The organism is Shewanella sp. SACH, assembly GCF_001887095.2.
Lineage (GTDB): Bacteria > Pseudomonadota > Gammaproteobacteria > Enterobacterales > Shewanellaceae > Shewanella > Shewanella baltica.
On record NZ_MPDG02000007.1, the window covers coordinates 89,220 to 102,614 of the forward strand.

A 13,395-nucleotide genomic window follows, 5' to 3' on the forward strand; every position below is an offset into this window, starting at 1 on the left:
TCTGTTGGATAAAAAGCAGGAAGGGATCAGCAACCCGACTCCCTCCTGCATTGACTTAAGCTATTTGGCTTACGTGGTTTCGTGGGCCATTAGCAGTGGGTTCAATGTTGTCGCCCCAAAGCCTTTGGCATTTAGCTCACTGTCTAACATCAAGGTTGCGAGATCGTCAGCCGCCACATCCATAGAAGGTGACATTTCAACGAACATCATCTTGGTGTAGCCATGACATTCATCGCAGCTTTCGATCCGCACTTGAGCCTGAGCATCATCTAGCGACCAAATCGTCATCTCTTTGTCCTGACCGCAACTGGTGCAATGGGCGCGAATGTAATGCCACTCGCTTTCACACAAACTGCAATGCAGATAGCGCAAACCAGCACGGGGCTGATCGACAATCACACTCGCCACCGGATGACATCCACAAACGGGACACATACTCTGCTGCGCCACCTTACGTTGATCCATCCGCTTGATGACCATAGGTGCCCAATGCGACCAGTAGACGCTCATCGCCGCCCAGATGAATAAGCTAAAATGGGCCGGCACTTCACTGACATGTCCTTGGCGCAGTGAACGCCCCCACGAACTCAGCTGTTCTGGAGATTGCTGCATCAGCAAACGCACTACCCGAGCAATGGATTCATCCACTTGCGGCAACAAATCACTTAACAGTTGCTGTAGCAGTCCTTGCCAATAGCTATCTGCCTCTGAGCCCAACAGAGAAAGCGGAGTCGCCTCATCTTTCCCCCAAGCGAGAAGCTGACCGAAGTCAGCCTCCTCCGCCAATTTGGCCTGTATAGAGACCAGGCGGCGGCACAGCTCAAAGTAGTCAGCCAGCGGCGAGTCCTTGGCCAATGACAGCAAACGCTGCGCCCTTCTGTGATACACAGCTTGGGGATCTGCCGCTTTTAACGGTTTAAGTTCCAGCGGCGATTCGCTGCCGGGGACCAGAGGTATCTCGGCTGTATGACTCATTATTTTTTCTCCACGTCCGAATGTTCATCCAACATCACAGGATGATGCTTACGGCACCAAGCCTTAGAGACCTTGCCGTAAAGCATGCCCGTGACTGACCCTTCCACCCACGTCGCCATCCAGAAATGCACCATCACAAAAATCAACATGATGAGCGCACAAATGGCGTGCAACAGAATGGCCCAACCCACTACTGTGGCGGAGAAATAGGGCGCAAAATACGGTTGCCACATGATGATCCCCGTCACGGTTAAAGTGACAGACGTCAGCACGAAGGCGCGAAACAATACCTTTTGCCCTGGGTTGTAATGGCCGATAGGCGGGATTTTCTCCTCGTTCTCGAACATCACATCCTTGATGGCGAGCATCCAAGCGAGATCGTGTTTTTCCCATTTGTTGTGTTTGTAGTAACGCACCAACATCAACATCAGCGGTAAGCACATCATCAAGCCCGCAATAGGGTGAATAAACTTCGCCAATTGCGGTGTGCCCGCTATCGCCCCCAACCATTGAAACGACGGATAGAAGAAGGAGAAGCCAGTAAGAAAGGTCACTAGGCCAACCGCCACAATGAACCAATGACAGATGCGATCGAACAGCTTGTGACGCACTATCATTTCTTGCTTATCATGCTTGCTCATTTGTCGCCCTCCTCTTCCTGCTTAGCCTCTTCCTCTGGCGGTTGATAACCCGGCTGGTCCTCTTCCACTATGTTGCGACCGACGGTAATCTTATGCAGACAAGCGACAGCGGCAGTGGCAAGAATGCCCATAGTGCCTAAAGGTTTGACCCAGTCCTGCCACAAAGTGAGTGACAACGGGATCTGCGGGTTATCCGGCATGTTGTAGCTTTCGGGCTGATTGATATCGTGCAATATCATCATCATACCCGTACCACCTACGCCCTCAGGGTTATAGAGTCCTGCCTTAGCGAAGCCCCTTTCCTTCAGTTCTTCAACCCGTTTTTGCGAGTAAAACAACATGTCCTCACGGGTGCCAAAACGCAGCGCCCCTGTGGTACAGGACTTAACACAGGAAGGTTCCAATCCCACGGCCAAACGGTCAGAGCACATAGTGCACTTGTAGGCCTTGTTATCCTTGGGATCGATTTTGGGCACATCGAAGGGACAAGCACTGGCGCAATAACCGCAGCCGATACACTTGTCTGAATCGAAGTCCACCACACCATTGGCGTGCTGGATAATCGCGCCCGAGGTCGAACAGGCAGTTAAGCAGGCTGGGTCGGCACAGTGCATACAGGCCGAGTGGGTAAATTGCCAACGCAGCTTGTTGCTTTCCATCACCTCATGGAACTCCATCAGGGTCCAACATTGGCCCGATAGCGACATAGGGTTTTGGTAACTACCTTGGAACGTGCCCACTTCTTCCCGTAAATCATTCCACTCAGAACACGCCACTTGGCAGGCTTTACAGCCATTACACTTAGTGGCGTCGAACAGCTTGGCGACCTTTTCTGACGAATTACGCCCCTTTGCCGCAGGCGTCACCGCTGAAGTACCAGAGCGGCGGATAATGTCTTGTGATGCCATAATCAGAGCCCCTTAGCTTTAGTGATGTTAACCAAAAATGCTTTGAACTCAGGCACCTGTGTATTTGCATCCCCCACTTCCGTGGTGAGCACGTTACAGGAGTAACTCTTACGAGTGAGCGCATTATGGCTGCCGTGACGGGGTAACCCGACGGTATGAACTAACTGACCATTCACCTTTAACGGCTGCAGACGTTTAGTCACTAAGGCTTTGGTTTCAATGCTGCCACGTTTAGAGCTGACAGTGACCCAATCCCCATTGGCGATACCTTTTTCTGCCGCCAACATTTCATCGATTTCGACGAAGGTTTCCGGCATAGAAATCGCAGCCAAACGGGCATGAGTAGACCAAAAATTAAAGTGTTCAGTTACACAATAAGTGGTTGCCACATAAGGGAAGTCCTTATGGGAACCTAAGGTTTCCTTCACGCCCGGTAACATACGTACCGCAGGGTTACTGGTGACCTTGTGTAACGGGTTCACCCCAATAGGCGACTCCATCGGCTCGTAGTGCTCAGGGAACGGACCTTCGGCCAACAACTTAAGGGCAAAGAAGCGACCCACACCTTCAGGTTGCATGATGAAGGGACCTGCGGATTCCTGTGGGGTTAACTTCATATTGAAGTCGCCCACATCGATACCATTCCACTTACCATCAACCCACTCGACGATAGTACGTTTGGGATCCCATGGTTTGCCGTTGATATCGCAAGAAGCGCGGTTATACAGCACGCGACGGTTGGCTGGCCAAGCAAATGCCCAGCCCGGAGTGACACCTTTACCCGAAGGATCATGGTTGTCGCGGCGAGCCATCAGGTTGCCCTCTTCGGTCCAAGAACCTGCATAAATCCAACAGGCGCTAGCAGTACTACCATCAGCTTTGAGTTCAGAGAAGCTACTGAGCTGACGCTGAGTCACGAGATCCTTACCGTTAAGCTCGCGAGCAACTTCTTCGGCATGCGGCGAGTAAGGATTGTGGTAATCCCAACTTATCGCTTGCACTGGCTCAGGCAACTTACCGCCCTCTTGCTTGTACAGTTCACGCATGGCCATTAAGACACCAGAGAGAATCTCAGCATCTGGCTTGGCTTCACCCGGCGGGTTAGCGCCCTTCCAATGCCACTGCATCCAACGCCCAGAGTTGACGATGGAACCTTCTTCCTCAGCAAAACACGTCGTCGGTAAGCGGAACACTTCCGTCATGATTTCAGCGGGATTCACCTCGTTGAAGCCATCGGCATTTTGCCAGAAGGTTGCGGTTTCAGTTGCCAAGGCATCCAGCACCACCATGTACTTAAGATTACTCAAGGCTTTGAGTACCTTATTGCGGTTCGGCATAGAATTAATGGCGTTAACACCTTGGATAATGTAGCCATTCACTTCACCGTGGAAAGCCATATCTAAGTGCTTAGTAAAGTCGTACTGTTTATCCCACTTAGGCACCCAGTCATAACCAAAGTCATTTTCAACCGTGGCGTTATCGCCCCAAAAGCTCTTCATTTGCGAAATAAAGAATTTAGGGTAATTCTGCCAATAGTTGGTTTGACCTGGACGCAAGGCGACAGGCGTGTAACGATCGAGATAGGTCTTAAGATCAGTGTCTTTTTCACTCGGTAACTTCAAGTAACCAGGCAAGCTTTGGCACAATAAACCCATATCGGTCGCGCCTTGCACGTTAGAGTGACCACGCAGTGCGTTAACGCCACCGCCCAACACCCCAATGTTACCCAGCAGCAACTGCACCATAGCCATAGAGCGAATGTTCTGCGCCCCTTTAGTATGGTGAGTCCAACCTAAGGCATACATAAAAGTGGCGGCTCTATCGTGGGTATGAGTGCTGCCAATTTGCTGGCAAACCATCTCATAGTCCGGAATCGGCGTACCGGTAATATTGCTTACTGTTTCAAAGTCATAGCGATCTACATGTTGCTTCATTAAGTTCCACACGCAGCGTGGATGCTCGAAGCTAGGATCGACTTTCGCGTAACCCTGTTCGTCTAACTCGTAGTACCAAGACTCTTTATCGTAGCTATCTGTTTCTTCATCGAAACCACTGAACAGACCTTCACTAAAAGAGAAGTCTTCGCGCACTATGTAACTGGCATTGGTATAAGCCTTCACATAGTCGTAGTTCACTTGTTTGGTTTCAATAAGATAGCGGATCACCCCGAGCAGGAAGGCGATATCTGTGCCCGAACGGATCGGCGCATAATAATCGGCCACAGCGGCGCTACGGGTGAAGCGAGGATCGACCACCAAAAGTTTAGCGTTGTTATGTTGCATCGCTTCTGTAACCCAGCCAAATCCGACAGGGTGAGCCTCTGCAGCATTACCGCCCATGATAATGATCAAATTAGAATTTTTAATATCGATCCAGTGGTTGGTCATGGCACCACGTCCAAATGTCGGAGCAAGACTTGCTACCGTTGGAGAGTGTCAGTTACGCGCAATAGTATCGATTGCAACTAGGCCCAGTGCCCGTGCAAATTTCTGGGTGATATAGCCGCCTTCGTTCGGCATCGCCGACGAGGTCATCATCCCAGTGCTAAGCCAACGGTTAACCGTCGTCCCGGCAGAATTCTTTTCAATCAAGTTAGCATCACGATCATCTTTCATCAGGCGGGCGATGCGTTGGTAAGCTTCGCTCCAGCTGATACGTGTCCATTCATTGCTGCCTGGCGCACGGTACTCTGGGTATTTAAGCCGATTGGGACTATTGACATAATCCACTAAACCAGCGCCTTTAGGACACAAGGCCCCACGGTTAACTGGATGGTCTGCATCCCCTTCGATATGGAAAATACTCTGTTCGGCGTTCTTGCCATTACTTCCTTTGCTGTACATCAGCAATCCGCAACCCACTGAGCAATAGCAGCAGTTATTGCGGGTTTCTTTCGCGCTAATGAGTTTGAATTCCCGAACGGCCGCATAGGCCTTTTCGGACATCAATCCCAACGCAGAAATTGCTGAGGTGGCAGCTCCGGCAGCACACAGTCTAAAAAACTGGCGTCTGTTCATTGCGTCCTCTCACACTCTTGTCGTTATGAGTCTAGTGGTTGCTGTGGTGAAAATTGCAACCGATCGAGTGGGCCCACTTAAAGACCACACTTAATTTAAGATTATCCTTAAAGAGGAAATAGATAACAAATAATGACATGAGATCGAGATCGCAAATAACCAATCACAAAACTTAAATCCAAATAAATAAATAATATTGAAATTAAAAACTTTAAATAATGTAAAAAACACCTATTTAAAGAGTTAAAGCCCAAAAATACCAAAAGGACAATTTGTCCATCAAAGCAGGTCCATATTGTCTCACAACCTAACTATATGGTTATTAAAAATAGTTTTATATATTAAAATGTGTATAACGATGGCGGATAAAAACACAAAAGTGACGGTTTATTGAGGGGTAAGCTGCCACTGAATTTGACAATGTAAAGATCAGCGCAAAAAGTGCAGAGTCTGCGGTGTTAAACACACCAAAAGGGCAAAGATGAGGATCGAGCTAAAAAGGCAAAACACTCAAGAAAAAGGCATAAGCAATCCACTTATGCCTGCATTTAGTTTTATTTCAGCAGTTATGTTTAGCAAGTTGGGGAGTGAATCCTGAGTATTTCAGCAAAAGCGCCCCAATACACCCAACTCAACCGAGTCAACATCGGCTTAGTCGTTTACTCACTAAGAACTAAAGCGCTTAAAAGCTGGCTAGCGTTCCTGCTGGCAGGTAAGCGTTAAAACTCGCTGTATATAACAGGTCTGTCGCGGCTTCGATATCTGGCGCAAAATATCTGTCTTTATCGTAATAGGCGACGACTTCACGCAATTCAGTTTTGGCCTTAGCCACCGCAGTACTTGGCGCTAAAGGTGCGCGAAAATCTAAACCCTGCGCCGCCGCTAACAATTCAATCGCCAATACGCCACGGGTGTTTTCACTCATATCGCGCAAACGGCGCGCCGCAAAAGTCGCCATAGAGACGTGATCTTCTTGGTTAGCAGATGTCGGTAAACTGTCTACCGATGCTGGATGGGCGTAGGTTTTATTCTCAGACGCCAAAGCTGCCGCTGTTACTTGAGCGATCATAAAGCCTGAGTTCACGCCGCCGTTTTTCACCAGGAAAGGCGGCAGTTTCGACAGGCTAGAATCGATTAACAGTGCGATACGACGCTCAGCAATAGAGCCCAATTCGGCAATCGCAATCGCCAGATTATCCGCCGCCATCGCCACAGGTTCAGCGTGGAAGTTACCGCCCGAAATGATATCGCCAGTGTCTTGGAACACCAGTGGGTTATCGGTTACGCCGTTGGCTTCAGTGCCTAACACATCGGCCGCATGGCGAATTTGGGTCAAGCAAGCACCGAGTACCTGTGGCTGACAGCGCAGTGAGTAAGGATCTTGCACCTTTTCACAGTTTGCATGGCTCACGCTGATCTCAGACTCTTCGCCCAATAGATGACGGAAAATCATGGCCGAATCGATTTGACCTTTCTGACCACGGGCCGCATGGATGCGTGAATCGAACGGGCTACGGCTGCCCATCGCCGCTTCAACACTCATGGCGCCGATCACTGAACTTGCCGCAAACAAGTCTTCGGCGTGGAATAACCCTTCCAGCGCTAGCGCAGTCGAGGCTTGTGTGCCGTTAAGCAAAGCGAGCCCTTCTTTGGCCGCTAAATCGATTGGCTTAAGGCCGGCGATTTCTAAACCTTCGGCGGCAGAAATTAACTCACCTCGATAGCTCATCTCGCCTTCGCCCAGCATAGGCAAACACATGTGCGCCAGTGGCGCTAAATCGCCCGATGCGCCCACTGAGCCTTTTTCTGGCACACAGGGATACACTTCGGCGTTCACTAAACTGATTAAGAAGTTAATCACTTCTAAACGAATGCCCGAGAAGCCACGGCTTAATGAATTGATTTTTAACACCATCATCAAGCGCACTGTGGCGTCTTGCATGTATTGGCCCGTACCAGCGGCGTGTGACAACACGATTGAGCGTTGCAGCAATTGCAGATCTTCGGGCGCTATCTTGGTATTGGCCAACAAGCCAAAACCCGTGTTGATGCCGTAAACGGTGCGGCCTTCATCTAACACTTTTTGCACGATTTGCGCGCTGGTGTTGATGTCGGTAATGGCCTCTGGCGCGAGTTCGAGTGTTAGCTTATGACGACTGATTTCGCGTAATTGCGCTAGGCTCAAGCTGCCCGGCGTTAATACTAAGTGATTCACAGATTTCATATTTTTAGCTCCAAGCTTTTAGTTATTATTGTTATTGAGTCGTTAGCATCGGCTAGTCTTGCATAGGTAAGTCGAGCCCCTGCTCTTTGGCGCAGTTTTTCGCAATCTCGTAGCCCGCATCGGCATGGCGCATCACGCCTGTCGCTGGGTCGTTCCACAGCACGCGGCCAACACGCTTTGCCGCCGCATCGGTACCGTCGCACACAATCACCACACCCGAATGTTGGCTAAAGCCCATACCGACGCCGCCGCCGTGGTGCAAAGACACCCAAGTTGCACCGCTGGCGGTGTTGAGTAATGCGTTCAATAATGGCCAATCGGATACCGCATCTGAGCCGTCCAGCATAGATTCGGTTTCGCGGTTCGGGCTGGCAACAGAGCCAGAATCTAAGTGGTCACGACCAATTACCACGGGCGCCGACAACTCACCATTTTTGACCATTTCATTAAAGGCTAACGCTAAACGGGCGCGATCTTTCAAACCGACCCAGCAGATACGCGCGGGCAAACCTTGGAAGGCGATGCGCTCGCGTGCCATGTCTAACCAATTGTGCAGATGTGGATTATCCGGAATAAGCTCTTTCACTTTGGCGTCGGTTTTATAGATATCTTCTGGATCGCCAGAAAGCGCCACCCAGCGAAACGGGCCAATACCTTCGCAGAACAACGGGCGAATATAAGCAGGTACAAAACCTGGGAAATCAAAAGCGTTTTCAACGCCCATCTCAAACGCCATTTGGCGAATGTTGTTACCGTAATCTAAGGTAGCTGCGCCGGCAGTTTGCAAATCGAGCATGGCTTGTACTTGCACCGCCATCGAGGCTTTTGCCGCTTTCACTACGCCCGCTTCGTCGGTTTTACGCATAGCTGCGGCCTCTGCCATAGTCCAACCCTGCGGCAGATAACCGTTTAATGGATCGTGGGCCGAGGTTTGGTCGGTTACAACATCAGGTGTAACGCCGCGCTTAACCAGTTCGGCAAACACATCGGCGGCATTTGCCAGTAAGCCCACAGATACAGGCTTGCCAGCTTGGTTTGCCGCTTCAATCATCGCCAATGCTTCATCGAGCGAAGTGGCTTTTTTGTCAACATAGCGGGTGCGCAAACGGAAATCGATGCGAGTCTCGTCGACTTCACAGGCTAACACCGAGAAGCCCGCCATAGTGCCCGCCAGCGTTTGCGCGCCACCCATGCCGCCTAACCCGCCGGTGAGGATCCATTTACCTTTGGAGATACCCTCAAAGTGCTGTTTCGCTACAGACACAAAGGTCTCGTAGGTACCTTGAACTATGCCTTGTGTACCAATGTAGATCCAAGAACCTGCGGTCATCTGGCCGTACATGGCCAAACCTAGCTTATCTAACTCGTTGAAATGCTCCCAGTTCGCCCAATGTGGCACTAGGTTTGAGTTAGCGATTAACACGCGAGGTGCATCGGCGTGGGTGCGAAATACGCCCACAGGTTTGCCCGATTGCACTAATAAGGTTTCGTCATCTTCGAGGCGTTGTAAGACTTCGATGATTTTGTCGTAGCAATCCCAGTCGCGGGCGGCGCGGCCGATACCGCCATAAACGACTAAGTCTTCTGGGCGCTCGGCCACATCTGGGTGCAAGTTGTTCATTAACATGCGCATTGGCGCTTCGGTCAACCAGCTTTTGCAGCTTAATTGTGTGCCATGCGGTGCAATAATGCGGCGGCTTGGGTCGTGTCGCTTGTCCATTGAATTTTCCTCTTTCAACCTGTGGTGCTAACTCGTATTCGCTGAGTAGCTAATACGGGTTAGCACTATTGTTTTTATTGTGTTTTTATCTTTTAACTTATAAAAGTACAGCTATTGGAGTGACTGATTTACATAGGTAAATAACGCCACGGCGCTACTTGCTAAAAGTTAAGTGGCCGCCGAGTTTAAAGCGGCTACCGGGATGAACTAACCTTGCAAAACTCACGACGCCTTGGCGCGACCAAGTGCGGCGTAAAATCTGTAAACAGGGCTCAGTGGCGGGGATTTCAAGCCTTTGCTGTAATTCGGCGCTGGCGATAATCGCCTCAATCGTGTGATGCGCCTCGGTCAACGGTGCCACTTGGGACAAATATTCGTGGGGCGTCTGCAAGGTAAAATCCTGCAATAAATAGTCAGGCACCAACTCGGGGTTCACGAAACGCTCTTCGACTTGCAGCGGTAAACCTTGCTCGCAATGCACTAAGATCGAATGAAATACCTTTGCACCGCGCTCAAGCCCAAGGGAAATTGCAATAGTTGTACTGGCAACGGTTTGTTCTAGCACCCATTGCTGTACGCTATAGCCGTGGCCGCGGTCTTTAATCTCATCGGCAATATTGCGAATCGCCAACATAGATGACTGGGATTTACGCCCAGCCACAAAGGTGCCAAGCCCTTGGGAGCGTTCGAGGACGCCGTTATCCGTCAGCTCGGTTAACGCACGTCGCGCCGTCATTCGGCTGCAGGTAAACAAGTCAGCAAGTTGATTCTCGGAAGGCACGCGGGCGCTTCCTTCCCACTCGCCAGATTCGATAGAGGAAATAATGTATTGCTTAATTTCTGCAAACTTAGGAATAGCCAAAACACTTCCTCTTAAATTCAGCTTCTTGTTCCTGTGCCCTTGCGAAAGTCATGATTGCTAAAGTGGCACTGACGCAGGCGACAAAGACACGGGTCTGTAATGCCACTTTCAAACGGTGAAAATAGCGGCTACAATCCTAGCTTGTATATACAAGTAAATACAAGCTAGCTCACATAAATTTAATAAACCGTTAATCACTTGGTTAACATCTGCCAGCACAGCGAGGGGAATACATGTCTTGGGATCAGGTTTGGATTGACGTTAACTTAGCCACAATGGACCCTTCCATATCAGCACCTTATGGCGCGATCACCAATGCGGCCATCGCAGTTAAAGATGGCAAAATTGCTTGGCTTGGCCCCCGCAGTGAACTACCTGCCTTCGATGTTTTGTCCATTCCTGTTTACAGAGGCAAAGGCGGCTGGATCACTCCAGGATTGATTGATGCCCACACTCACTTAATCTTTGCCGGTAATCGCGCCAATGAATTTGAGTTACGCCTACAAGGCGCGAGTTACGAAGAAATTGCCCGCTCAGGTGGCGGCATTATTTCGACCGTTAAGGCCTGCCGCGAAGCGGATGAAGCAGAGTTATTTGAACTCGGCCGTCAACGCTTAAACGCGCTGGCCAAGGAAGGGGTGACTACGGTTGAGATCAAATCAGGGTACGGCTTAGATACTGAAACTGAATTGAAAATCCTGCGTGTCGCCCGCGAGCTCGGCAAACATCACCACGTAGATGTGAAGACCACATTCCTTGGCGCCCATGCGATTCCGCCAGAATATAAAGACAACAGCGACGGCTATGTCGACTTAATTATCAATAAGATGCTGCCCGCCGTGATCGCCGAAAACCTTGCCGATGCAGTGGATGTGTTCTGCGAGAATATTGCCTTTAACCTTGAGCAAACCGAACGGGTACTCAGCGCAGCCAAAGCCGCGGGCTTAGAGATTAAACTCCACGCCGAGCAGCTAACCAATATGGGCGGCAGCGCACTGGCCGCACGTCTTGGCGCTAAGTCTGTGGATCATATTGAATACTTAGATGAAGCAGGCGTTAAAGCCTTGAGTGAAAGTGGCACCTGCGCCGTACTGCTGCCGGGCGCGTTTTACTTTTTGCGGGAAACCCAAAAACCACCTATCGATTTACTGCGTCAATACGGCGTACCTATGGTGCTCGCCAGCGATTTTAATCCAGGTTCATCGCCGATTTGCTCGACCCTGTTGATGCTGAATATGGGCTGTACCTTGTTCCGCTTAACACCAGAGGAAGCCTTAAAAGGCCTCACCTTAAATGCCGCCAAAGCACTCGGGATTGAAGATAACGTCGGCAGTTTAGTCGTTGGCAAACAAGCCGATTTTTGTCTGTGGGATATAGCCACACCTGCGCAATTAGCCTATTCCTACGGCGTCAATCCCTGCAAAGATGTGGTGAAGAATGGCAAGTTAGTACACCAATAGAATGCGCGTACTCGCCGCAAATGCAGGATAAGCAGCACGCTAGGCTAGCTAGATAAGGTCGCTAAATCAAAGATGCGGCCTTATCTGGATTTAAACACTGGCCCCATTTTCTAACTGTTCATCTTCTTGTTTTACCAGCTTATGTTCACCCTCGTTACAGCCTATTTTCCAATAGCTCGACGTGTAAAAATGGCTCTTAGGCAATGAATGCACTTGCTTAAAGTGTCTTCTTAGCGCGCGCATGCTGTTAAATTCACAGGCAATCCACACGGCGGGTTCGCCAGCAAGCCAAGGTAATTGGGCAATCCGCTCAACCAAAGGGCGACCTTCGGGATCGGCCTCAGGATTAATCACCCAATGCAGCTCAACATTTTCGGGATGCACCAGAGACTGAATGTCGGCTTCGCTCAATACTTCAATCACAGCGTAACCCACGGCATTGTTTGGTAATTGTGCCAGATTCACGCTGATAGCGGGCAAGGCGGTCATATCACCTGCGAGTAAAAACCAATCCACCTCAAAGTTGATTAGTTTTTTAAGCCCGGGTCCGCCAATTTGAATGATATCGCCTACCTGCGCCGTTTTCGCCCAGCTCGATGCGGGGCCGTCGGTATCGTGCAGTACAAAATCCACATCAATTTCATCAGCACGTTGCTGGCGAATCGTGTAGGTTCGCATCAATGGACGTTCACCCGTTTGTGGAAATAACAACTTAATATAGGCACTCTCTTGATCGATAGGAAAACCAGCGAATCCCGCACCGCCTAAGGTCATGCGTAACATATGCGGGGTGATATAAGTGGAGCGGATCACTTCCAACTCACGTGGTGCAGGTTTATTCATTATGATTTTCTCCTATGGCGTGTTCTTCCATTAAGCGCGCCTCAACGGCTCCTTTGCCAATCGGGTCTTTTGGCTTACTAGATGGTCTTTTTTGAGCATGGCAATCCGCACCACTTTTAGCGGCAGCCGCCTCATCCACACTTTTGCTGATCCGATTGGCAAGTTTAATAAAGGTGTCGACTTCGGCTGAACTCAGCGCCTGCGTCATGCGCGCCACTGTTTTACGTTCTGAGGCACTGATCTGGGTCATGATCTTTTCCCCCTCTGCCGTGGGTCGCAGTAACTGGCTGCGGCCATCCTTAGGGTTATCGATTTTAGTGATCAACCCACCCTGCAGTAACTCATTAAGAACACGGGTAATTTGCGCTTTATCCCGCTGCATTCGCAGGGCGATAGACTGGGCTGTCGATTCAGGATTGCGACACACGCCCTTCAAGGCACGGATATGAGTGACAGGTAAATCAATCTCTTGTGCAGCAATATCGCTACGCAATTGCTTTTTGTAGGCATGCACTAATCTGTGCAAAGTTTCACTGAGTGACAATGAAGGCATAGAGGGCTCTCGATATAGTTGACTGTATCAACAATATCGAGATTAGTTGACTGTGTCAACCATTCAGGTTATCGACTATTATCACGACACTGAATACCAAGCATAGTGATGCTCTCGCTTGGTTTTTTACTCTAAAAACTCATTTTAAATAAACAGCGGCTTTGTGTTTCTCGCTTATTCCACTAATCAAAC

The 13,395-nt window shown here is 49.8% G+C and carries 10 protein-coding genes; 1 reads left to right on the forward strand and 9 read right to left on the reverse strand.

Translation table 11 applies throughout. The features are described from left to right. Positions 1-69: 69 nt before the first annotated feature. From fdhE to hutC, 7 genes are all read right to left on the reverse strand, one after another. Positions 70-975: a formate dehydrogenase accessory protein FdhE gene (gene fdhE, locus BM607_RS19440; RefSeq protein ID WP_071940557.1), complete on the reverse strand. Its 906-nt coding sequence runs from the start codon at positions 973-975 to the stop codon at positions 70-72. Beyond that, positions 975-1,616 carry a formate dehydrogenase subunit gamma gene (locus tag BM607_RS19445; protein ID WP_006084873.1) on the reverse strand — a complete coding sequence of 214 codons (642 nt, stop codon included), beginning with the start codon at positions 1,614-1,616 and terminating at the stop codon, positions 975-977. The genes fdhE and BM607_RS19445 overlap by 1 nt, the downstream gene beginning before the upstream one ends. Then, positions 1,613-2,524 carry a formate dehydrogenase subunit beta gene (gene fdxH / locus BM607_RS19450; RefSeq protein WP_011982053.1) on the reverse strand — a complete coding sequence of 304 codons (912 nt, stop codon included), beginning with the start codon at positions 2,522-2,524 and terminating at the stop codon, positions 1,613-1,615. The genes BM607_RS19445 and fdxH overlap by 4 nt, the downstream gene beginning before the upstream one ends. Positions 2,525-2,526: 2 nt before the next feature. Then, entirely contained in the window at positions 2,527-5,541 is a 3,015-nt protein-coding gene (gene fdnG / locus BM607_RS19455; RefSeq protein WP_087486586.1) for a formate dehydrogenase-N subunit alpha, read from the reverse strand. A 682-nt stretch (positions 5,542-6,223) separates the two neighbouring features. Then, the gene (gene hutH / locus BM607_RS19460) at positions 6,224-7,765 is read right to left on the reverse strand and encodes a histidine ammonia-lyase (RefSeq protein WP_083548662.1); all 1,542 of its coding nucleotides are present in this window, start codon (positions 7,763-7,765) and stop codon (positions 6,224-6,226) included. Positions 7,766-7,817: 52 nt separating this feature from the next. Beyond that, positions 7,818-9,485, reverse strand: a complete 1,668-nt coding sequence (hutU, locus tag BM607_RS19465) for a urocanate hydratase (RefSeq protein ID WP_071940558.1) — start codon at positions 9,483-9,485, stop codon at positions 7,818-7,820. A 154-nt stretch (positions 9,486-9,639) separates the two neighbouring features. Further along, positions 9,640-10,347: a histidine utilization repressor gene (gene hutC / locus BM607_RS19470; RefSeq protein ID WP_071940559.1), complete on the reverse strand. Its 708-nt coding sequence runs from the start codon at positions 10,345-10,347 to the stop codon at positions 9,640-9,642. Between the two features lie 233 nt (positions 10,348-10,580). On the opposite strand from hutC, the gene hutI reads away from it, so the two are divergent. Further along, positions 10,581-11,807 (forward strand): imidazolonepropionase, encoded by a 1,227-nt coding sequence (gene hutI, locus BM607_RS19475; protein ID WP_071940560.1) that lies wholly within the window; start codon positions 10,581-10,583, stop codon positions 11,805-11,807. A 90-nt stretch (positions 11,808-11,897) separates the two neighbouring features. On the opposite strand, the gene BM607_RS19480 is transcribed toward hutI, so the two are convergent. Together BM607_RS19480 and BM607_RS19485 are read right to left on the reverse strand one after the other, a co-directional pair. Next, positions 11,898-12,650: a siderophore-interacting protein gene (locus BM607_RS19480; protein WP_071940561.1), complete on the reverse strand. Its 753-nt coding sequence runs from the start codon at positions 12,648-12,650 to the stop codon at positions 11,898-11,900. Next, entirely contained in the window at positions 12,643-13,203 is a 561-nt protein-coding gene (locus tag BM607_RS19485; RefSeq protein WP_071940562.1) for a MarR family winged helix-turn-helix transcriptional regulator, read from the reverse strand. Before BM607_RS19485 ends, BM607_RS19480 begins: the two co-directional genes overlap by 8 nt. Between the last annotated feature and the right edge of the window lie 192 nt (positions 13,204-13,395).